The following is a 21,233-nucleotide window of genomic DNA, read 5'->3' as shown; positions in this document are numbered from 1 at the left end:
CTAGCTGGATTCGTTACGAGTACGGGCGGGATCAGATGTCGTCGACGGACGACGACTCGAACCGCGAGGAGATGTTGATGCCGAGCTCTTCAGCGGCACGGAAGACCTCGTCGTCCGTGTCGCGGAGGCTGACCGCCTGGCCGTCGGCCGAGAGGACCTCGACGTTCAGGCAGAGCGACTGCATCTCCTTCATGAGGACCTTGAACGACTCCGGGATACCCGGCTCCTGGATGTTCTCGCCCTTGACGATCGCCTCGTAGACCTTCACGCGGCCGAGGATGTCGTCGGACTTGATCGTCAGGAGCTCCTGGAGGGCGTAGGCGGCGCCGTACGCCTCGAGCGCCCACACCTCCATCTCGCCGAAGCGCTGTCCACCGAACTGCGCCTTACCACCCAGCGGCTGCTGCGTGATCATCGAGTACGGACCGGTCGAACGGGCGTGGATCTTGTCGTCGACCAGGTGGTGCAGCTTGAGGATGTACATGTAGCCGACCGACACGGGCTCCGGGAACGGCTCGCCGGAGCGACCGTCGAAGAGCTGCGCCTTGCCGGACGAACCGATCAGGCGCTCGCCGTCGCGGTTCGGGAGGGTCGAGTCGAGGAGGCCCTCGATCTCGCGCTCGTAGGCACCGTCGAACACCGGGGTGGCGACCTTCGTGCCGGGCTCTGCGCTGCGGGCTGCCTCGGGGAGGGCAGAAGCCCACTCCTGGATGCCCTCGACGTTCCAGCCCTGCTTCGCGAGCCACCCGAGGTGGATCTCGAGGACCTGGCCGAAGTTCATGCGGCCGGGGACGCCGAGCGGGTTGAGCACGATGTCGACGGGGGTGCCGTCGGCGAGGAACGGCATGTCCTCGACCGGGAGGATGGTCGAGATGACGCCCTTGTTGCCGTGACGACCGGCGAGCTTGTCGCCCGCGGTGATCTTGCGCTTCTGGGCGATGTACACGACCACGCGCTGGTTGACGCCCGAGCCGAGCTCGTCGTCGCCGTCCTGCGAGTCGAACACCTTGACGCCGATGATCGTGCCCTCTTCACCGTGGGGCACCTTGAGCGAGGTGTCGCGGACTTCGCGCGACTTCTCGTTGAAGATGGCGCGGAGGAGGCGCTCTTCGGCGCTGAGCTCGGTCTCGCCCTTCGGCGTGACCTTGCCGACCAGGATGTCGCCGGGGCGGACCTCGGCACCGATGCGGATGATGCCGCGCTCGTCGAGGTCGGCCAGGAGGTCCGGGCTGACGTTCGGGAGGTCGCGGGTGATCTCTTCCTTGCCGAGCTTCGTGTCGCGGGCGTCGACCTCGTACTCCTCGATGTGGATCGAGGAGAGCGTGTCGTCCTTCACGAGGTTCTGCGACAGGATCATCGCGTCCTCGTAGTTGTAGCCCTCCCACGGCATGAACGCGACGAGGAGGTTCTTGCCGAGCGCGAGCTCGCCGTTCTCCGTCGCGGGACCGTCGGCGATCACCTCGCCCTGCTCCACACGCTCACCGGCCGAGACGACCACGCGGTGGTTGTAGCTCGTGCCCTGGTTCGAGCGGTCGAACTTGCGCAGGTAGTAGGTCTGCGTGCCGCCCTCGTCGAGCTGCAGGGTCACGGCGTCGGCCGAGACCTCGGAGACGACACCGGCCTTGTCGGCGGTGACGACGTCGCCGGCGTCGATGGCGGTGTAGCCCTCCATGCCGGTGCCGACGAGCGGCGACTCGGAGCGGAGCAGCGGGACAGCCTGACGCTGCATGTTCGCACCCATGAGGGCGCGGTTCGCGTCGTCGTGCTCGAGGAACGGGATGAGCGACGTCGCGACCGACACCATCTGGCGCGGGGAGACGTCCATGTAGTCGACCTCGTCCTTGCCGACGAGCTCGACCTCGCCGCCCTTCTTCCGGACGAGCACCTTGTCGTCCTGGAAGTGGAAGGAGTCGGTGAGCGGGGCGTTCGCCTGCGCGACGACGAAGTCGTCCTCTTCCGAGGCCGTGAGGTAGTCGATGGTCGTGGTGACCTGACCGTTCACGACGCGACGGTACGGCGTCTCGATGAAGCCGAAGGAGTTGATCCGACCGAACGACGCGAGCGAGCCGATCAGGCCGATGTTCGGGCCTTCCGGGGTCTCGATCGGGCACATGCGGCCGTAGTGCGACGGGTGGACGTCACGGACCTCGACGCCGGCACGCTCACGGGACAGACCACCCGGGCCGAGGGCCGAGAGGCGACGCTTGTGCGTCAGGCCCGCGAGCGGGTTGTTCTGGTCCATGAACTGCGACAGCTGGGACGTCCCGAAGAACTCCTTGATCGCGGCGACGACGGGGCGCACGTTGATCAGGGTCTGCGGCGTGATCGCCTCGATGTCCTGCGTGGTCATGCGCTCGCGGACGACGCGCTCCATGCGGGACAGACCGGTGCGGACCTGGTTCTGGATGAGCTCGCCGACGGCGCGGATGCGACGGTTGCCGAAGTGGTCGATGTCGTCCACGTCGAGGCGCAGCTGCACCGGCTCGCCGTCACGGACACCGTCGAGCGTGGTCTTCTCGGCGTGCAGCGAGACCAGGTACTTGATCGTGCGGACGATGTCCTGCACGGTCAGGACCGAGTCGCTGAGCGGCGCGTCGATGCCGAGCTTGCGGTTGACCTTGTAGCGGCCGACCTTCGCGAGGTCGTAGCGCTTCGGGTTGAAGTAGAAGTTGTCGAGGAGCGCACGCGCGGCCTCGGCGGCGACCTGCTCGCCCGGACGCAGCTTGCGGTAGATGTCCTTGAGCGCCTCTTCCTTGGTGAGGATGGCGTCCTTCTCGAGGGTCGACTCGATCGAGGCGAAGCCCTGGAACTCGTCCATGATCTCTTCGCTCGTCATGCCGAGCGCCTTGAGGAACACGGTGACCGACTGCTTGCGCTTGCGGTCGATGCGCACGCCCACCTGGTCGCGCTTGTCGATCTCGAACTCGAGCCAGGCACCACGCGACGGGATCACGCGGGCGGAGTAGATGTCCTTGTCGGAGGTCTTCTCCTGCTGGCGCTCGAAGTACACGCCCGGCGAGCGGACGAGCTGCGAGACCACGACACGCTCGGTGCCGTTGATGATGAACGTGCCGCGCTCGGTCATGAGCGGGAAGTCGCCCATGAAGACGGTCTGCGTCTTGATCTCACCGGTCATGTGGTTCATGAACTCGGCGTTGACGTAGAGCGGGGCGGCGTAGGTCTTGCCACGCTCCTTGCACTCGTCGATCGAGTACTTCGGGTCCTCGAGCTCGGGCGACGTGAAGCCGAGCTGCATGGTCTCGCCGAGGTCCTCGATCGGGGAGATCTCCTCGAAGATCTCCTCGAGCCCGGAGTGCAGTGCGAGGTCGGTGCGACCCTGCTCCTGGCCTTCGGCGAGGCGGGCCTTCCAGACGTCGTTGCCGACGAGCCAGTCGAAGCTCTCCGTCTGGAGTGCGAGCAGATCAGGAACCGTGAGGGTGTCCGTGATCTTGGCGAACGAGAGTCGCGAGTGGTTGCGACCGTTCTTGGGGTTGGTGGATGCGTTGGGCGCAGCAGCCAAGGGTTTGACCTCCGGTAGGCCCCGTCGGGCCGGTACTGACGAGCAGCACGTAGGTGAGTGGATTGACGCTTCAGCGCACCCCTCGAAGACACGCGATCACGCGACGGCCGGTGAGCTGTGCACGTGTGCGATGATCTGGGTGGACGGGACCCGCCGACATATACGGGACCGGCACCACCAGGGCACGTTCTGGAAGAACGCTGCGTCGACCGCAATATGACGACACGGATGCCAGGGAGCGCGAACTGCCATCATAGGTCGGGCTCGTCGCGGATGTCCAGTCCTGGCTTGACCGAATTCGGCAGTGCCGTGTATAAGCCGGTGGACAGCGTGGGTATTCCCTGCTCCGCAGCCCGGCCACGCCCGCCAGCGCAGGACGCGCCTCCCCCGTCAGCGCAGGGCGCGGAACGCCGCCTCGGGCTGCCGCGTCCGCACGAACGTGACACGTCCGCGGTCGTCGGTGAACTCGATCCCGAGGCCCGGCGTGAGGATGAGCGCGCGGACGCCGCGTCCGATCCGGAGCCCGATGCCGCCGTACGTCGACGCGTCCGCCTCGACGAGTCGCACGTCGGTGATCCGGTCGCGGGCGATCCGTCGCGCGGGCAGCGGCCGGAAGCGCAGGACGACGTGGGTGTCCGTAACCGTCCACCCCGAGCGGGCGACGAGGAGCAGGAACCCGACCGCGACGCCGACGAGCGCCGGCACCAGCAGCGCCGTCTCCGGAGCGTCGCCCGGCCATCCGAGCACCGCTGCGGTCAGCCCGAGCCCGCCCACCAGCAGGACCGCACCCACCGCACGCATCCAGGTCGGCGCGTGCTCGCGCTCGGTGTGGGTGGACGGACGGGAGGCGCGGGTGGCGACCGCGGGACGGCTCGCGGTGGCGCGGCGGTACGTGGGCACGCTCATGGTGTCGGTCATGCGGGTCGACTCCTCGTGGGATCGGGTCCGTTCGTGCTCATATTTTACATAGCGCACGCAATGTGTTCAATGGTCACGGCGGGCGGACCACGGGCGGCGCGCAGGAGAGCGGGGAGCCCGGCGCACGCCGACGGCGCGCACACGAGGGGCAGTGGGGGTGCCGGACGGTCGCGCCGCGGTCACGAGCGGGGTGCGGAAGCGCGCGAGGTGTGGGGCACTGCGCGGATCGACGCACCGAGGTGACGACCCGGTGAACGGTAGGCGACGACCCTTGGCGTCCGCTGGTGGTGCATGTGCACGCATTCACCTGCGCCGGGTGGACCGGCCGGTCGGGACCGCGGACCCGGGTCAGCGCAGGACGAGGGCGACGGCCTCCGCGCGGGTGCGGACGCCGAGCTTCGTGAACACCTGGTTCACGTAGGACTTCACGGTGGGCACGGTGAGGAAGAGCTCGGCGGCGATCTGCGGGTTCGACCGGCCCTCGGCGATGCGCCCGAGCACGTCCGCCTCGCGCGGGGTGAGCGTCGGGAAGCGTGCGCGGAGCGACTCGGTCGGGTCCGGCGTCGCGACGGGCGCGGGCCCGGTGCCGCCGGCCAGCTGGGCGACGAGCCGGGCGCCCACGGTGGCGTCGAACGTCGACTGCCCCGACGCCACCGCACGGATCGCCGTCGCGATCTCGCCGCGACCGGCGTCCTTGGTGAGGTACCCGCGCGCGCCGGCCCGCAGCGCGGTCAGGATCGACTCGTCGTCGGCGAACGTGGTGAGGACGAGCACGGCGACCCCGGGGTGTCCCTCGGTGATGCGTGCCGTCGCCGTCGGGCCGTCGACGCCGGGCATCCGGAGGTCCATGAGCACGACGTCCGGGGACTCCCGCTCGACCGCGGCGACCGCCTCGGCCCCGTCCGACGCCTCGCCGACGACCTCGAGGTCGTCCACGAGCGAGAGCACCGTCACCAGCCCGTCGCGCACGATGGCCTGGTCGTCGACGACGAGGACGCGGATGGTCACGGGCGGTCCCCCTCGGCGGCCAGCTCGTCGACCGGCAGGTGCATCGCCACGACGAACTCGTCGTCCGACCGGTCCGCCTCGACCGCGGCGCCGCTGCCGAGCTCCGCGAAGCGTTCGCGCATCCCGAGCAGACCGTGGCCGCCGCCGGACAGCGGGTTCGCGACGACCACGTCCACGGCGTCGCCGTCCCGGATGACGGACAGGGACACGGGGCGGCCGGGGGCGTGCCTGCGGGCGTTGCTGAGCGCCTCCCGGACCACCTGGACCACGGCGGCGCGGTGGGCCGCATCGAGGTCGGTGAGCGCTGTGTCGCCCTGCGTCACGATCTCGCCGCCGAACGACCGGTGCGCGTCGACGAGGGCCGCCAGGCCCGTCGCGGGGTCGGTGGTCGGACGGGAGGCACGGTGCGGGACCGTAGACCGGCCCGCGTCCGCCTCGGCGTCGGTCTCGGTCTCGGCGTCGTCCCGCAGGGCGTGCACCGCACGTCGCGCCTCGGCCAGGCCGTCCGCGGCGAGCGCGCGGGCCTCGGCGGCGCGCTTCGTGGCGTCGTCGACCCGGCCGGCCTCGAGCAGGGCCTCGACCGCGTCGAGCTGGAGCACCAGGCCGCCGAGGGAGTGCGCGAGCACGTCGTGGATGTCCCGGGCGGCGCGGGACCGGTCCGCGAGGAGTTCGGCGCGCTGCTGGTCCCGCTCGGCCTCGCGCGCCCGTTCCGCCGCGATGCGGAACTGCCGACGGCTGAAGCCGATGAGGACGCCCAGGAGCATGCCACCGCTCGTCCCGAGGACGAACTGGACCGAGGCGTGCTCGATCGAGGCGGACACCGCGACGACCACGATCGCGGCGAGTGCGGCGACGGATGCCGCCCAGACCGGGACGCGGAGGTTCGCGCCGAGCAGGACGATCCCGACGATCACGGGGACGATCATGAGCGAGTCCGTCGGCACCACCGTCAGGGTGCCCGCGGCGATCATCAGGACCCCGGCGACGACGAGGAGCCGGGGTGTGCGACCGAACTCGCGGAGCGCCCACGCGGCGAGCGCCACCGCGCCGAGCACCCACACCCACGCGGGGTGCTGCAGGGCGATGCCGTTCTTCACGAACCAGAACGCGACGATCGCGATGCCGAGGGCGTTGAGCCCCCAGGCGGCGCCCGAACGGGACCGGCCTCCGGGGAGGTCGGTCTCGTCCTGGCCGGTCAGCAGGGTCACCGGACCATCATGCCGCGCGGCTGGCGGTCGCCGCGGGGGATGCGGCCGTCGATGACGACGGCGCGTGCGGCGCGGTTCAGTGCGAGGACGAGCAGGATCGTGCCGGTCGACGTGAGCAGGTGCGCGCCGAGGTGGCCGCCGAGCACGTCGAGACCGATGCGGACGGCGATGAGGACGATCCACAGCACCGCGCCGAGCGCACCCGTGCGGGACTGGATCGTGCGGCCCTTGGCGTCCGGGGTGCCGACCGTGCGGAAGCGGGTGATGCTGCCCATGGTCAGGCCGACCCCGATCGTGATGAGCGCCTCGATCCCGAGGAACACGACGTCGGTGGTCGTGATCGTCGCCTTCGTCTGGGCGAGGACGACCACGCCGACGATCGCCATGATGAGCGGCGTGCGCCAGATGCGCGCCGGGTCGAGGTACTGCCAGGTCGCCTGGCGGTACCCGAGGAACGCGACCAGGGCGATGCCGACGAGGATGTTCACGAGGAGCTGGACCGACATGGTGTCCGCCTTCCGAGGAGGTCCGGCGGGCGTCTCCCGGCCGGTGGTACCAGCCTCGTTCGACGGCGTCGGCGGGCACACCAACCAGGGGTGGGGACGCGGGTGGTGATCGCGGTGGTGTTCGATTGGTGCCATGGCTGATGCGTTCGACGGGTTCCGGATCGGTGCGGGGTACGCGGTGGTCGAGCCGGACCGGCACCGCCCGGGGTCGTTCACGCTCGTGGTGGACGGCACGCCGCAGTCGCACGTCGACCTCGAGGACCCGACGCACCTGGCGTTCGAGTACATCCGGCGGATCGGGCACGCCATCGACCTGCTCCCGGACGGCCCGGTCACGGCGCTGCACCTCGGCGCCGGGGCCCTGACGCTCCCCCGGTACGTCGCGGTCACGCGGCCGGGCTCCCGGCAGCAGGTCATCGAGCTGGAGCGGGACCTCGTCGACCACGTGCGGGACGCGCTGCCCTTCCCCCGCGGGGCCTCGATCCGGGTGCGGTACGGCGACGCCCGCGAGGTCCTCGGCAAGCTCCCCGCCGGACTGCGGGGCACGGTGGACCTGGCCGTGGTGGACGTGTTCGGCGGCTCGCAGATCCCCGCGCACGTGACGAGCATCGAGTTCTACCGCGAGGTCGCGGAGTTCCTGTCGCCCACCGGCATCGTGGCCGTGAACGTGGCGGACGGGGCCGGGCTCGCGTTCGCCCGGGGGCAGGCGTCGACGCTGCAGGCGGTGCTGCCGTCGGTGGCGGCCGTCGCGGACACCGGGATGCTCAAGGGCCGGCGGTTCGGGAACATCGTGCTGCTCGGGTCGCCGACGGACCTGCCCGTGGCGGAGATGCCTCGTCGGTACTCCTCCGACCCGATGCCGGCGAAGGTCGTGCACGGGGCGGAGCTGCGGGCGTTCATCGCCGGGGCGCCGATCGTCACGGACCAGACCGCCGTGGCGTCGCCGGAGCCGAACCGGAGCGTCTTCGGCGGCTGACGCGCGACCGCGGGTCGGGCCGACGGTCGCCGTGCGATCGGGCGGATGCCGCGCACGCGGAGGGTCCGCCTGCCAGGATGGGTCTGAACGACCGCGCAGGTGCGCGACCGAGCAAGGGGATCCCTGATGACGAACGACGACCGGAGCAACGAGGACCGGACGGGCGACGGCCAGGCGCCGAGCTGGGGCGGAGCGCCGCAGCAGCCCGCTCCCTCGGCCGACGAGCCGCGCTACGGCGAGCGGGTCGACCCCGCTCCCGCCTCCACGCCGCAGTACGGCGAGCCGGCCCCGCAGGCCGACGCGCCGCGCTGGGGCGAACAGGCCCAGCAGCACCAGGCCCCGCAGGGCGAGACCCCGCAGTACGGGTCGACGCAGTACGCCGAGCAGCAGGGCCAGTACGGGCAGCCGCAGCACGGGCAGCCCCAGTACGGCCAGCAGCCCTACGCGGCGGCTCCGGCGAGCGCCGGTGCCCCCTCGTGGCAGGGCTACGAGGAGCCGAAGGCCAAGAAGAAGACCGTCGGTGTCATCGCGTTCGTCGTGGCCGTCGCCGCGCTCGTGGTCGGCATCATCGGCGGTGCACTGTTCGGTGGCGTCTTCGGCGGCTCCGAGGCGTTCCGCGAGTCCGTGCAGAACGGCGGGGCGACCCCGAGCGACTCCGACATCATGGCGCTCACCACGTCGTCGAGCGCCGTCACCGGGTCGCTGCTGTTCTACCTCGGCTCGGCGCTCGGCCTGTGGGCGATCGTGCAGGGCATCGTCGCCGCGGTCACGAAGCGCGGACGCGGCTGGGGTGTCTTCGCGATCATCCTCGCGGTCGTCGCGGCGATCGCGTTCGTGGTGGCCATCCTCATCTCGGCCGTCTCGGCCAGCGGGATGTCCTGACCCGACCAGATCGTCCCGGACGGCCCGTCGTGCACCCGCACGGCGGGCCGTCCTCGTCCCCGCGGGCGACACGAGCGTGACCCCCGTGCGCGTGGCACCGCTCGCTCTCGGGGCGGCGCGGTTACCCTCGAACCGATGTCCCTCCCGCCCGACGACCGCCAGCAGCCCGACCGCACCGACCGCGCCCGGGAACCGCGTCATGCGGCGCCCGTGACGGCCGGCGTGAGCCCCGGCAGCACCTTCGCTCCGATCAGCCTGCGCCCCGCGGTCGACGCCGACGCCGTCCAGCAGCGGCTGCGCGACCTCGGGCAGAGCCGCAGCACCGACGCGCTCGCGGAGCGTGCCGAGCTCCTCCGCCTGCTCGGTCGGCTCGACGAGTCGCTCGTCATCGCCGAGGAGGTCTTCCGCCTGACGATGTTCACGGGGGAGCGCTCGGACAAGGTCTCCGCACGGATCCGTCGCGCGCACGTCCTGCACGACCTGGGGCGGTACGAGCGTGCCGCGACCGAGTCGGCCCTGGCACGGGACACCGCCCGGACCGAGGAGTGGCCGGAGCTCGAGGGCGCAGCGGCCGAGCTCGAGGGCTGGTCGCTGTTCGAGCTCTCCCGCTTCGACGAGGCCCGTGCCGCGCTGTCCCGGGCGTACCAGGCGTTCCGCCAGGCCGGTGCGCCGTCGGAGCGCACCGAGGCGCTCCGGACGGCGGTCGAGGCAGCGCTCCGGGCCTCGGTCGCGCAGCCCCCGGCCGAGGACAAGCCGCGCACCGCCCGCGACGTCGCCGCACGCCGCGCGGACGAGGACGAACCGGCCGCACCCCGCGCTCCGGAGCCCGTGCAGCAGACCCCGACGGTGCGCCGCCGGGTCCTCGGTGCGCCGGACGCCGCCCGGACCGAGGCGGACGAACTCTGGGGCCGCATCGCCGCACGTGCCGCGCAGAAGGGCCAGGCCGGGCGCGACGAACCCGGCGACGACGAACGGTGACGACGCTCGAGGCCGTCCGGTCCCGCGCCGAACACCTGATGACGGCACACCTCGGGGCGGGCAGCTGGTCGTTCGGGTTCGACCACGCCAAGACCCGGGCGGGCCAGTGCGACTTCGCCCGCAAGCGCATCACGGTGAGCCGCCACCTCGCCGTGCGGTTCTCCGAGGACGACGTCGACCAGGTGCTCCTGCACGAGATCGCGCACGCGTTGGCCGGGGCCCGCGCCGGCCACGGACCCACGTGGCGCCGGACGGCGAAGGCACTCGGCTACACGGGCTCGCGCCTGTACGACGGCCCCGTGGCGAGCGAGCTCGCACCGTGGATCGGCACGTGTCCGGCCGGGCACGAGCACTTCCGCTACCGCACCCCGACCCGGCCGCTGGCGTGCGCGAAGTGCTCCCGCCGGTTCGACGCCCGGAACGTCATCGCGTGGGAGCGCCGAGCGGCGGAGGCCAGCCGAGCTACCGCATGATGCCGATCGCATGCGGAGGCGCGCCGGTAACCCGTTAGCCTGGGCGGATGCACACGGGGCAGCACATCCGCACGGACACCGGTTCCACGTGGTTCTTCGACGCCGGACGGATCGCCCTCGACTTCGCGCACACCGGCGGGTTCGCCGACGACCCGGACGGTCGACGTCCGCGGGCGCAGCTCGGCGAACTGCTCGCGACACCGGCCGACCTCGACGAGTGGCTGAGCGACCACACCGAGCCGATCGACGTCGGCGCGACCGCCCGCGAGCTGCAGGACGCGCGGGCCCTCCGTGCAGCGATCGCTCGACTGGCCGTCGCCGCGGCTCCGGGTCCGGCCTCGACCGCGGCGGAACGGACCGCGGTGGCTGCCGGCCTCCGCGCCGGGACGGGTCGCACGCGCCCGGCGCCGGACGACATCGACACGGTCAACCTGTTCGCCGCGCTGCCGGACGTGCCGCCGAGCCTGCCCGGTGGCCGTCGTCGTGCGGGCGCGAACCGGGTGCGGCTCGCCCAGGCGCTGTCGAGCGTCGCACGGGACGCCGTGGCCCTGTTCACCGAGGTCGGCTTCGACGACGTCGCCGCGGACGGACAGCCGACGCGGTTGAGCCGCTGCTCGGCAGACGACTGCGGCCTCGTCTTCTACGACTCGTCGCGCGGGGGCACACGCCGGTGGTGCTCGATGCAGCGGTGCGGCAACCGGGCGAAGGTGCGGGCGCACCGGGCCCGACGCGCGGCGGTCTGAGCCGACCCGCGCCTCCTGGCCTGCTCGTGGCTCCGGCCCGGGCCGATCGCATGTGTCACGAAAACAAGGATTCGGCGCGCCGAATCCTCTGGCATGCTGTGTGCATGACCGACACCGCTGCCCGTCCCGCCGAGACGACCACGCCTCGGAAGCGCGCGGCCGGCCTGACCCTGCTCGGCCCCGCGTTCGTGGCCGCCATCGCCTACGTCGACCCCGGCAACGTCGCCGCGAACCTCACCGCGGGCGCGAAGTACGGCTACCTGCTGCTCTGGGTCCTCGTCGCCGCGAACGCCAGCGCGGTCGTCGTGCAGTACCTCTCCGCCAAGCTCGGCGTCGTCACCGGCAAGTCCCTGCCGGAGCACCTCGGCCTGCGGATGAAGCGCACGCCCCGACTGCTGTTCTGGGCGCAGGCCGAGGTCGTGGCCGCCGCGACCGACATCGCCGAGGTCATCGGCGGCGCACTCGCGCTGCACCTGCTCTTCGGGCTGCCGCTGGTCGCCGGCGGGGTGATCACCGGCGTGGTCTCGATGGCGATCCTCACCCTGCAGAGCCACCGCGGCACCCGGACGTTCGAGGCCGTGGTGACGGCGATGCTCGCGATCCTCACGGTGGGGTTCTGCGCCGGGCTGCTGTTCGCGCAGGTGTCACCGGGCGAGCTCGTCTCGGGGCTCGTCCCGCGGTTCGAGGGGTCCGAGTCGGTGATGCTCGCCGCCTCGATGCTCGGCGCGACGGTGATGCCGCACGCGGTCTACCTGCACTCCGCCCTGGCGCGCGACCGGCACGGCGACGTCCCGGCGGGCCCGGAGCGTCGTCGGGTGCTCGTCGCGACGCGCTGGGACGTGGGGCTGGCGCTCCTGGTGGCCGGCGGGGTGAACATCTGCATGCTCGTCCTCGCGGCGGCGACGCTGCCCGGGGTCGCCGACACGGACTCGATCCCCGGAGCGCAGCGGGCGATCGCCGAGCACGTCGGACCGGTCGTGGGCGTGCTGTTCGCGGTGGGGCTGCTGGCGTCGGGGCTCGCCTCGACCTCGGTGGGCTGCATGGCCGGCGCCGAGATCATGAAGGGACTGCTGCACGTGCGGATCCCGCTGCTGGCCCGACGGCTGGTCACGCTCGTGCCCGCCATCGTCCTGCTCGCGGTGAACGCCGACGCGACGATGCTGCTCGTGGTGAGCCAGGTCGTGCTGAGCTTCGGGATCGCCTTCGCGATCGTGCCGCTGGTCGTCTACACGTCCCGTCGCAGCGTGATGGGTGCGGACGTCAACGCGATGACCACCCGCGTCGTCGCGGGGGTCATCGCGTTGGTGATCGTCGCGCTCAACGTGGCGCTCATCGCGCTGACGCTGGCCGGCTGAGCGGGTCGGCGCCGGTTAGTCGACGACGCGCACGCCCTTCCAGAACGCCACGTAGCCCGAGTAGTCCTTGCCGACGCGGTCGAACGACGACGGGATGGGCGTCGGGTACGACCAGGCGTTGTCCTGCAGCGCCTGCCCGTCGACGTTCACCGTGTAGTACTGCGTGTCGCCCTTCCACGGGCAGTGGTACTGGGTGGGGCTCTCGGTGAACAGCTCGCTCTTCACGCTCGACGGCGGGAAGTACCAGTTGCCCTCGATCTGGATGAGGTCCTCCTGCGGGGCCTCGGCGATCACGGTGTCTCCGACGACTGCCTTCACGGCACGCTCCTTCGCTCTGCGGTCCGGCGGGGTACCGGATGTGGAGGTCGAACGCTACGCGCGCGAACTCGATTCCCGCAGGGTCTCCAGCTGGCCGTCCACCGCGAGCGCCGCGTGCACGTCGGCGGGCTCGAGCGCCGCGGCCGCCTCGGAGGCGCTGACCAGGTGCTTCACCGCCCGCCGCAGTCCCGTGTACGCCGCACAGGCGGCCGCCGCCTCGGGCGAGGTGTGGTCGATCCCGACCTCGGCGAGCGCGTCGACGACGGCACCGGCCGCGAGCAGGTCCTCGACCGCGAAGTCCGGTGCGTCCGGCACGTCCGCGGCCTCGCCCGCCGCTTCCGCGGCGTCGTCACCGGGTGCGTGGTGGCGTCCGGCGGCGACGATCGCGACGACGCAGCGGTCACCGCGTTCGGCCTGGAGGCGCGTCACGCGTTCCGCGACCGCCGTCGCGTTGCCGAGGTGGCCGAGCACGACCTCCGGACCGTCCGGCACCTGCGCGGCGACCGCGCGGAGCGCCCGTCGGCGGGCGGGTCCGTCGTGCGCCGCGGACGCCGGGAGGACGTCGACCCAGACGACCAGGTGCGTCCCCGGGGCGATCCGCGCGGCGCCGCCGGTCCCCCATGCGAAGCGGACCTGGTACTTCTCCTGCGTGCGTGCTGCCACCTGCGACACGATAGCCGTCGGCGGGTCCCTGATCCTTTCCACAGGTGCTCCGCCGTCCGGGGTTCGTCAGGGTCGGCGACCGTAGGATCTGTTGCCATGGAGATCGCCCCCGCACCCACCCTGACCGGCGACCGCGTGACGCTCGAGCCCCTCGGCTCCGAGCACGCGGACGACCTGCGGGCGGCGGTCGCGGACGGCGATCTGTGGCGCACCTGGTACACCTCGATCCCCGCTCCGGCACAGGTCGACGACGAGATCGACCGGCGGCTCGCCGAGCAGGCAGCGGGACGGATGGTGCCGTTCGCGGTGCGCGACCGCCCAACCGGCCGGGTCGTGGGGTCGACGACGTTCCTCAACCCCGACACGGGCAACCGCCGGGTCGAGATCGGTGCGACGTTCCTGTCGCGGTCGACGCAGCGCACGGGCATCAACACCGAGGCGAAGCTGCTCATGCTCTCGCACGCGTTCGACGTCTGGCAGTGCATCGCGGTCGAGTTCCGGACCCACTGGCACAACCTCCAGTCCCGCACGGCCATCGCGGCACTCGGTGCGAAGCAGGACGGCGTGCTCCGGAACCACTCGATCGGCCGTGACGGCACGCTGCGGGACACCGTGGTGTTCTCCGTGATCGCGTCGGAGTGGCCGACCGTGCGGTTGTCCCTCGCCGAACGGCTCCGTCGGCACGACCGCGCCGAGGGTGCTCGACGCCGATCCGCTCGACACGCCTGACCCGGTTCCGTCCGGCACGCCTGCCGCCGGGCCCGCCGGTCGTCCACCGCGCACGAGTAGCGTTCGCGGCATGCACGTGGGCATCCGGATCACCCTCGACGCACCGGTCGAGGCCGTGCGTGACGCCCTGCTGTCCCCGGCGGTGATGGTCGCCGTGACGAAGCCGTTCCTGGTCTACCGGTCGCGCGATCCGCAGGGGTTCCCGGTGCGCTGGGTGCCGGGTGAGCCGCACCCGATCACCGCGAGCGCCTTCGGCGTGGTCCCGAGCGGCGACACGCACGTCGACCTCGACCTGTACGAGGTGCGCGGTGTGCCCGTGCAACGCGACAACGGCGGTGGCACGAGCGGGCTGTTCGGACGGATGTCGATGCAGCACCGGATGGCGACCGTCGACCTCGGGGACGGTCGGACGCTCCTCGTCGACCGGCTCTCGTACCGGATGCGGCCCGCGGTGCTCGGAGTCCTGCTCTGGCCGGGGATGTGGGTGATCTGGCAGTGGCGCGCGCTGCGGATGCGCGCCCTCGCGCCCGGTTGGCGGCGCGCCCGACGAGCTGCGGCCTGACCGCCGGACCCGCGCCGTTCCTCCAGGCAGGGCGTACGCTCGTACCGTGAGCCAGACGCATGAGCCGGCAACCGACGATCGCGTGCACAGCACGCTCGCCACCGTGGACTGGCGGCGGATGACCTTCGACCTGTACCGACGGGTGCGGGCGACGAACGACCCGGAGACCGCCCACGCGCTGTGGCGCGAGACCCGTGACGCGATGTTCGGCGAGCACCCGGCCAGCCCGCTCCTCGACGAGGACGCCCGCGACTTCGAGTCCCTGCCCGTCCCGGACTACGACCCGTCGTGGCGCTTCCGTGCCCGGATCGAGCCGGCGGAGCCCCTCGCGATGGACGTCGAGACGGGCACCGACGGCATCGTGCACTTCGACCGGCTCGGCGTCGTGACCCTGGCCGGCATCGGTTCGCTCGACGTGTGGTCGCACGGCGGCTACGCGGGCGGCGTGTTCATCCCGGTCAAGGACTCGAGCGCCGGCAAGGCCCGCGGGACCTACGGCGGCGGACGCTACCTCGTCGACACGATCAAGGGCGCGGACCTCGGGGGCGACGACGGCGAGCTCGTCCTCGACTTCAACTTCGCCTACAACCCGTCGTGCGCGTACGACCCGGCGTGGGCGTGCCCGCTCGCGCCTCCGGGCAACACCGTCGCGGTCCCGATCCCCGTCGGCGAGCAGTACGACTTCTAGGGTGGAGCACATGTCGGGTCTCGTCGCGATCGACGCCGGAGGGCGCATCCCGCCGTTCGAGCAGGTCCGGTCCCAGATCGCCGCGCAGATCAGCGCCGGGTACCTCGTGGACGGTGAACGGCTGCCGAGCGTCCGCGGACTCGCGGACGAGCTCGGGCTCGCCGCCGGGACGGTGGCGCGGGCGTACCAGTTGCTGGAAGAGGCCGGGCTCGTGCAGACCGCACGCGGCGCCGGAACCCGGGTGATCCGACCGGCCGAGGTGCCGTCGTCGGTGACCGATGCCGCCCGTGCCCTCGCTGCCGCCGCACGGGCCGCGGGGCTGTCCGCCGACCAGGCCGCTGCCGCCCTGCGGGACGCCTGGCCCGCCTGACGCGGGCGCGGGCTGCGCCGGGGCGCGCCGCGGCGCAGTGTGCGAGGTTCCGCGCGGCGTGCGATGCCGCGCGCGTCCCACAGCGCGCGGAACCTCGCACAGTGCCGCGGCCTTCCGCGTCCGGCGCGCTGCGTCAGCAGCGCTCGAACACGTAGTCGTCGCTCGACGGCGTCACGAGGTCCCGGTCGCGCAGGATGGTCATCGCCGGCCGCTTCGCCGAGGCACACACCGACGACCACGGCTGCTCGCTGTTGTCCGAGTACTCGACGTCGATGACCCGCTTGCCGTACGCCTTCGTGTACTCGCCGCACTCCTGGTAGACGAAGCACTCCTCGGCGACCACGAAGTCGAAGCCGGTCTGCTTCCGCCCGGACGCCCCGAGCTGCGGCGTGTTCTTCTGCCCGACCGCGAGCCCCTCGCCGTGCCCGAGACGGACGAGCGCGGCGGCGAGTGCGAGGTTCCCGGACCGCGTCAGCTTCCCCTTCGAGCGCGTCCACGAGTCGAGGTTGTCGAACTCGACGGCGGCGAACCCGCGATCGGCGCACCGGGCGACGGACTTCGTGAGGACCCGCACGATCGTCGCGCGCTTCGCAGCGGTCGTCGTGTCGAGCAACATCTCGTCCGGCCAGCCCGGGTCGGACACCGGCTTGCCCGATCGGTCGCGGAGGATCGCCGTCGGGTGGTCCCGCTTCCACATCGCGGCGTCCTCCGGCTGGGTCTGGAAGCCGTTGACGTAGCAGATCGAGTACTTCCCCGTCGCTGGTCGTGCGGTGCTGTCGCGCTCGACGATCGTGACACCTGCCGGCGGCGCGTACGAGCCGCCCAGCTGGTAGTCGGGGACGCCCGAGGTGGGCAGGTTCCGGTACGACGCGGTGGGCACCGCGGCGGCGCAGGACGCCGTCCCCAGGACGGCGACGAGGGCCGTCGCGACGGTCAGCAGGACGGTTCTGGTGCGCACCGGTGCATCCTCGCACGAGCCGGCGGACACCTCGGCCTGGGGGATCCGACCCGCGCACGCTATGCTGGACGTACTCGAGGCGCCGATCGCCTCGTGCGTCGTACGGACGCCCCCGAACTCCCGGTCCACGGACCGATGATCGAGCACCTCCCGAAGGTGCCAGGCTTCTCTGCTGCGGCGACTGCGCCAGCCACACCCGTTGGCGCGCATCCCGCCCGCGCGCTGCCTCGCAAGCGCGACCACAGCCGGAGCACTCCGGTTGGAAAGGTCACCATGACCAACGAAGACATCCGTTTCTCCGACCTCGGCGTCCCCGCGCCGATGGTCGCCGTCCTCGCCGACCAGGGCAAGGAGACCGCGTTCCCCATCCAGGAGGACACGCTCCCCGACTCCCTGCAGGGCAAGGACGTGCTCGGCCGTGGCCGCACCGGCTCCGGCAAGACGATCGCGTTCGCGATCCCGCTCGTCGCCCGCCTCGCCGCCAGTGGCCGCAAGCGCCGCGCCGGCCGGCCCCGTGCCCTGGTGCTCGCCCCCACCCGTGAGCTCGCGACCCAGATCGACGTCGCCCTCGCCCCGCTCGCCAAGGCCATGGGCCTGAACACCACGACCGTCTTCGGCGGCGTCGGGCAGGGTCGTCAGGTCGACGCCCTGCGCGGCGGCGTCGACGTGGTCGTGGCGTGCCCCGGCCGTCTCGCCGACCTCATGCAGCAGGGCCACGTCAACCTCGGCGACATCGAGGTGACCGTCCTCGACGAGGCCGACCACATGGCCGACATGGGCTTCCTCCCCGGTGTGACCAAGATCATGCAGGCCACGCCCGAGCAGGGGCAGCGTCTGCTGTTCTCCGCCACGCTCGACAACGGCGTGGACAAGCTCGTCAAGAAGTTCCTGCACAACCCGGTCATGCACTCGGTCGACGAGGCGAACAGCCCCGTCGAGGCGATGACCCACCACCTGTTCGAGGTCGCCGACGCCGACGCGAAGAAGGACCTCGTCCGGACGCTCGCGAGCGGCACCGGTCGTCGCATCCTCTTCATGCGCACGAAGCACCACGCCAAGCGCCTCGCCAAGCAGCTCAGCAGCCAGGGCATCCCGGCCGTCGACCTGCAGGGCAACCTGTCGCAGGGTGCCCGTGAGCGGAACCTCGCGAAGTTCTCCTCCGGCGAGGCCCTCGTGCTCGTCGCCACCGACGTCGCCGCCCGCGGTGTGCACGTCGACCACGTCGAGCTCGTCGTCCACGTCGACCCGCCGACCGAGCACAAGGCGTACCTGCACCGCTCGGGCCGCACCGCCCGCGCCGGTTCGTCCGGCGACGTCGTCACCGTGACGATGCCCGCCGAGCGTCGCGACGTCGCGCAGATGATGCGTGCGGCCGCGATCAAGGTCACGCCGCAGCAGGTCACGGCGAACTCCCCCGCCGTCACGGAGCTCGTCGGCGAGGTCGCTCCGGTCCGCCACGTCGCCCCGGAGCAGCCGGCACAGCAGCAGCGCCAGCCCAAGCAGCGCACCGCCGAGTCCGACAACGCGGGCGGCGGTCGTCGCCGTGGTCGCGGCGGTCGTCCCGGAGGCGCGGCGCAGCCCGCGCGCACCGGCTCGGCTTCCGGGTCGTCCGGTGCAGGGCGTCGCGGCGGTCGTCCCGCCGAGGCCGGCGCCGGCGCGTCGACCGGCTCCGCCGGTGGGCAGCGCTCGGGTGCCGCGTCCGGCGGTCGCCGCAGTGGTGGCAGCCGTCGTGCGTCGAGCGACACCGTCCGCGGTGGGTCCGCTCCGGTCTGGTCCTCGGAGGGCGGCTACGCCGCCGGTCGTGGGTCCGGCGCCGAGTCGGGCGGCAACCGTCGTGGTGGCTCGCGCCGCGCCTCCCGTCCGGCGGGGTCCGCGCGCTGATCCTGTCGGCGTGGGGAACCTCCACGCCGCCTGAGCACGGACGCACTCCACGGGCGTAGGTTCTCCTTCACCGGATGCCGCGCGAGCGGCTGACGGGGAACTGTCCGCTGTCGGAAGGAGAGCCTATGGCTGGGATCGAAGACGTCAAGAACGCCGCTGCGAAGGCAGCTGGCAAGGCCAAGGAAGCCGTCGGGAACGTGACGGACAACGACCGCCTCAAGGCTGAAGGCAAGACCGATCAGGTCAAGGCCGACACCAAGCAGGCAGGTACGAACGTCAAGGACGCCGCTTCAGGCGTGGCCGACAGCCTCAAGAACGACAACAAGTAAGCCGGTCCAGTACCGCGCTGCGAAGCCCCCGGGTCCGATTCGGATCCGGGGGCTTCGTCGTATGCGGGTGGCGTCGGCTGCTACATGAGGGCGCCGACTGATGCGAGTCCGGCGCGGAGGAGCGCTCCGCGACCGCCCTCCATCTCGTCGGCGACGGCGTCGGAGGCCGCCTCCATCGGGCTCATCCAGGTCAGCTCGAGGGCGTCCTGCCGGGGCTCGCACGTGCCGGTCACGGGGACGACGTACGCGAGGGAGATCGCGTGCTGCCGTTCGTCCGTGTAGACGGACGCGCCGGGCAGCGGGAAGTACTCGGCCACGGTGAACGGGGTGGGGCTCGACGGCAGCTGCGGGAACGCCATCGGCCCGAGGTCCTTCTCGAGGTGCCGGAACAATGCGGTCCGGATCGACTCGCCGAACATCACGCGCCCGGACACGAGCGTGCGGGCGATGGAACCGCTCGGGGCGACGCGCAGCAGCACGCCCACCTCGGTGACGACGCCGAGGCCGTCGGTGCGGACGGGCACCGCCTCGACGTAGCAGATCGGCAGTCGACGGCGGACGTTCGCGAGCTCCTCGTCGGACAGCCAGCCGGAGTCGGGGTCGGGGGTGCGCAGCGAGGCCATGCACCGTGTCTACCAGTCACCGTGGCGAGTTCGGCGGAAGGCGCGGGGGTTGGGGATGGTTGATGCGTCAACTACTGTCGTCCACATGATCGATCGCGATGCCGTGCAGTGGACCCGGAGCCCCTCCGAGCGCGCGGGGACCCCGCTGCTCGTGACGATGCACGGGGTGGGGTCGAACGAGCGCGACCTGCTCGGACTCGCCCCGGCGCTGCCGCCGTCGTGGACCATGGCGTCGCTGCGTGCGCCGATGCCGTTCGGGCAGGGGTACAGCTGGTACCCGCTCGGCACGCCGGGCTCCCCGGCACTCGGGCCCGTCGACGAGTCCGTCGCGGGTGTCCTCGAGTGGATCGACTCGGTCGCGGCCGAGCACCCGCGGATCGGACTGCTCGGGTTCTCGCAGGGCGGGTCGATGGCGCTGCAACTGCTCCGGGCACGGCCCGCTGCGTTCGCGTTCGCGGTGTCGCTGTCCGGGTTCGTCGTGCCGGGAGTGACGGACTCGCGTGACGAGGCCGTCGCCGCCGTCCGGCCCCGGGTGTTCCTCGGGCACGGCGACCTCGACCCGGTGATCCCCGGCGAGGCCACCGCCCGGACGCAGGCGTGGGCGGCGACGAACACCGCCGTGACGGATCGCACGTACGAGGGCCTGCCCCACGCGGTGTCCGCAGCGGAGCTGGCGGACGTGGCCGCGTTCATCGGCGCGTAGGCGCGCTCGGCGGGCTCGGCGCGCTCGGCGCGCTCGCCCCGCTTGGTGAGCAGAAATGGTCGGGTCCGACGTGCGGACTCGACCATTGCTGCTCACGATGCGGACGGGAGGCGCGGTGCCAGCTGGCACCGCGCCTCCCGTCACGGGTTCCGACGTCAGTCGGCGAGGATCTGCAGGAGGTCCTTGCGGAGCTGGTCGATCTTGGCGGTCGCCGCCTTCGCCTGCTCCTCCGTCGCGCTGGTGCGGTACATGTGCAGGACGCCCATGGTCTTCCGGAGCGCCTCGATGAACTCGCGGGACGAGTCCGGGAGGCCCGGCGCGTCGAAGGCCGCGGCGATCTCGTCCGCCTTCGCCTCTGCCTCGGCCTTGCCGGCGTCGGTGAGTTCGAAGAGCGTCTTCCGGCCGTCACCCGTGGAGACGACGAGGTCCTCGTCCACGAGCTGCTGGAGCGTCGGGTAGACCGAACCGGGGCTCGGCTTCCAGGCGCCGCCGGTGCGTTCGGCGATGGTCTTGATGACGGCGTAGCCGTTCTGCGGGCCCTCGGCCAGCAGGCCGAGGATCGCGAGGCGGACGTCGCCGCGGCGACGGCGTTCGCGGCCGAAGCCGGGACCGCCGAACCCCGGACCGCCGAAGCCGGGTCCGAAGCCGCGACCGAAGCCGGGGCCGAAACCGCCGCGTCCGCCGTGGTCGTGGTCACCGCGGTCGCGGCCGGGGAAGCCGGCGCCGTGGTGCTGCCGCGCGCCGCCGAAGCGGGGGCCGCGCGGGTGCTGGGTGGTGTCGAAGTCGTTGTGCATGGGTCGCATGATGCGTCCTTCCGTCGTGCTGAGTCGGCTCGCGAACGG

23 protein-coding genes are annotated in these 21,233 nt (G+C 72.0%); 13 read left to right on the top strand and 10 right to left on the bottom strand.

Annotated features, from left to right (window positions below):
• Window positions 1-31: 31 nt before the first annotated feature.
• From rpoB to BIV03_RS07245, 5 genes are all read right to left on the bottom strand, one after another.
• Window positions 32-3,520 (bottom strand): DNA-directed RNA polymerase subunit beta, encoded by a 3,489-nt coding sequence (rpoB, locus tag BIV03_RS07265; RefSeq protein ID WP_070417662.1) that lies wholly within the window; start codon window positions 3,518-3,520, stop codon window positions 32-34.
• 390 nt (window positions 3,521-3,910) lie between these two features.
• Window positions 3,911-4,438, bottom strand: coding sequence for a hypothetical protein (locus BIV03_RS07260; protein ID WP_071295199.1), 528 nt, complete (start codon window positions 4,436-4,438; stop codon window positions 3,911-3,913).
• Between the two features lie 348 nt (window positions 4,439-4,786).
• Window positions 4,787-5,446: a response regulator transcription factor gene (locus tag BIV03_RS07255; RefSeq protein ID WP_071295198.1), complete on the bottom strand. Its 660-nt coding sequence runs from the start codon at window positions 5,444-5,446 to the stop codon at window positions 4,787-4,789.
• Entirely contained in the window at window positions 5,443-6,654 is a 1,212-nt protein-coding gene (locus tag BIV03_RS07250) for a sensor histidine kinase (RefSeq protein WP_071295197.1), read from the bottom strand. Before BIV03_RS07250 ends, BIV03_RS07255 begins: the two co-directional genes overlap by 4 nt.
• The gene (locus BIV03_RS07245; protein WP_071295196.1) at window positions 6,651-7,160 is read right to left on the bottom strand and encodes a hypothetical protein; all 510 of its coding nucleotides are present in this window, start codon (window positions 7,158-7,160) and stop codon (window positions 6,651-6,653) included. Before BIV03_RS07245 ends, BIV03_RS07250 begins: the two co-directional genes overlap by 4 nt.
• A 133-nt stretch (window positions 7,161-7,293) precedes the next feature.
• Here BIV03_RS07245 and BIV03_RS07240 point away from each other — a divergent pair, with 133 nt between their 5' ends.
• The 6 genes from BIV03_RS07240 (at window position 7,294) to BIV03_RS07215 (ending at window position 12,567) form a co-directional block, all read left to right on the top strand.
• Window positions 7,294-8,136 (top strand): spermidine synthase, encoded by an 843-nt coding sequence (locus BIV03_RS07240; RefSeq protein ID WP_070417657.1) that lies wholly within the window; start codon window positions 7,294-7,296, stop codon window positions 8,134-8,136.
• Between the two features lie 126 nt (window positions 8,137-8,262).
• Window positions 8,263-9,018, top strand: coding sequence for a hypothetical protein (locus BIV03_RS07235; protein ID WP_071295195.1), 756 nt, complete (start codon window positions 8,263-8,265; stop codon window positions 9,016-9,018).
• A gap of 135 nt (window positions 9,019-9,153) precedes the next feature.
• Window positions 9,154-9,996, top strand: coding sequence for a hypothetical protein (locus BIV03_RS07230; protein WP_070417655.1), 843 nt, complete (start codon window positions 9,154-9,156; stop codon window positions 9,994-9,996).
• The gene (locus BIV03_RS07225) at window positions 9,993-10,469 is read left to right on the top strand and encodes a SprT-like domain-containing protein (RefSeq protein ID WP_139201899.1); all 477 of its coding nucleotides are present in this window, start codon (window positions 9,993-9,995) and stop codon (window positions 10,467-10,469) included. Before BIV03_RS07230 ends, BIV03_RS07225 begins: the two co-directional genes overlap by 4 nt.
• Window positions 10,470-10,516: 47 nt before the next feature.
• A complete protein-coding gene (locus tag BIV03_RS07220) occupies window positions 10,517-11,212 on the top strand; it encodes a CGNR zinc finger domain-containing protein (protein WP_070417654.1) in 696 nt (231 codons plus the stop codon).
• A gap of 104 nt (window positions 11,213-11,316) precedes the next feature.
• Window positions 11,317-12,567, top strand: coding sequence for an Nramp family divalent metal transporter (locus BIV03_RS07215; RefSeq protein WP_071295194.1), 1,251 nt, complete (start codon window positions 11,317-11,319; stop codon window positions 12,565-12,567).
• A 15-nt stretch (window positions 12,568-12,582) separates the two neighbouring features.
• Here the strand turns inward: BIV03_RS07215 and BIV03_RS07210 are convergent, their stop codons facing one another.
• Window positions 12,583-12,885 (bottom strand): DUF427 domain-containing protein, encoded by a 303-nt coding sequence (locus BIV03_RS07210; protein WP_070417652.1) that lies wholly within the window; start codon window positions 12,883-12,885, stop codon window positions 12,583-12,585.
• A 54-nt stretch (window positions 12,886-12,939) separates the two neighbouring features.
• Window positions 12,940-13,548 carry a 2-phosphosulfolactate phosphatase gene (locus tag BIV03_RS07205; RefSeq protein ID WP_139201898.1) on the bottom strand — a complete coding sequence of 203 codons (609 nt, stop codon included), beginning with the start codon at window positions 13,546-13,548 and terminating at the stop codon, window positions 12,940-12,942.
• Between the two features lie 96 nt (window positions 13,549-13,644).
• On the opposite strand from BIV03_RS07205, the gene BIV03_RS07200 reads away from it, so the two are divergent.
• The 4 genes from BIV03_RS07200 (at window position 13,645) to BIV03_RS20235 (ending at window position 15,897) form a co-directional block, all read left to right on the top strand.
• The gene (locus BIV03_RS07200) at window positions 13,645-14,277 is read left to right on the top strand and encodes a GNAT family N-acetyltransferase (RefSeq protein WP_071295193.1); all 633 of its coding nucleotides are present in this window, start codon (window positions 13,645-13,647) and stop codon (window positions 14,275-14,277) included.
• 70 nt (window positions 14,278-14,347) lie between these two features.
• Window positions 14,348-14,839, top strand: coding sequence for a hypothetical protein (locus tag BIV03_RS07195; RefSeq protein ID WP_070417649.1), 492 nt, complete (start codon window positions 14,348-14,350; stop codon window positions 14,837-14,839).
• A gap of 118 nt (window positions 14,840-14,957) precedes the next feature.
• Window positions 14,958-15,527 (top strand): DUF1684 domain-containing protein, encoded by a 570-nt coding sequence (locus tag BIV03_RS07190; RefSeq protein ID WP_071295230.1) that lies wholly within the window; start codon window positions 14,958-14,960, stop codon window positions 15,525-15,527.
• 10 nt (window positions 15,528-15,537) lie between these two features.
• A complete protein-coding gene (locus tag BIV03_RS20235) occupies window positions 15,538-15,897 on the top strand; it encodes a GntR family transcriptional regulator (protein WP_071295229.1) in 360 nt (119 codons plus the stop codon).
• 133 nt (window positions 15,898-16,030) lie between these two features.
• Here BIV03_RS20235 and BIV03_RS07180 read toward each other — a convergent pair whose 3' ends face one another.
• Complete coding sequence (locus BIV03_RS07180; protein WP_071295228.1) at window positions 16,031-16,855, bottom strand: endo alpha-1,4 polygalactosaminidase; 825 nt, start codon at window positions 16,853-16,855, stop codon at window positions 16,031-16,033.
• Between the two features lie 273 nt (window positions 16,856-17,128).
• Between BIV03_RS07180 and BIV03_RS07175 the strand changes: the two genes are divergently transcribed.
• A complete protein-coding gene (locus tag BIV03_RS07175) occupies window positions 17,129-18,736 on the top strand; it encodes a DEAD/DEAH box helicase (protein WP_071295192.1) in 1,608 nt (535 codons plus the stop codon).
• A 125-nt stretch (window positions 18,737-18,861) separates the two neighbouring features.
• Window positions 18,862-19,065, top strand: a complete 204-nt coding sequence (locus BIV03_RS07170) for a CsbD family protein (protein ID WP_070417647.1) — start codon at window positions 18,862-18,864, stop codon at window positions 19,063-19,065.
• An 80-nt stretch (window positions 19,066-19,145) separates the two neighbouring features.
• On the opposite strand, the gene BIV03_RS07165 is transcribed toward BIV03_RS07170, so the two are convergent.
• A complete protein-coding gene (locus tag BIV03_RS07165) occupies window positions 19,146-19,688 on the bottom strand; it encodes an NUDIX hydrolase family protein (RefSeq protein WP_070417646.1) in 543 nt (180 codons plus the stop codon).
• 85 nt (window positions 19,689-19,773) lie between these two features.
• Between BIV03_RS07165 and BIV03_RS07160 the strand changes: the two genes are divergently transcribed.
• Window positions 19,774-20,391: an alpha/beta hydrolase gene (locus BIV03_RS07160; RefSeq protein ID WP_071295191.1), complete on the top strand. Its 618-nt coding sequence runs from the start codon at window positions 19,774-19,776 to the stop codon at window positions 20,389-20,391.
• Window positions 20,392-20,546: 155 nt separating this feature from the next.
• Here BIV03_RS07160 and BIV03_RS07155 read toward each other — a convergent pair whose 3' ends face one another.
• On the bottom strand, window positions 20,547-21,185 hold the full coding sequence (locus BIV03_RS07155) for a PadR family transcriptional regulator (protein WP_071295190.1): 639 nt from the start codon (window positions 21,183-21,185) through the stop codon (window positions 20,547-20,549).
• Window positions 21,186-21,233 lie beyond the last annotated feature (48 nt).

The sequence above is a fragment of the Curtobacterium sp. MCBA15_016 genome (assembly GCF_001865105.1).
In the GTDB taxonomy this organism is placed as follows: domain Bacteria; phylum Actinomycetota; class Actinomycetes; order Actinomycetales; family Microbacteriaceae; genus Curtobacterium.
The sequence above is the reverse complement of the archived record's forward strand: the minus strand, read 5'-3'. Positions and strand labels throughout refer to the sequence as shown.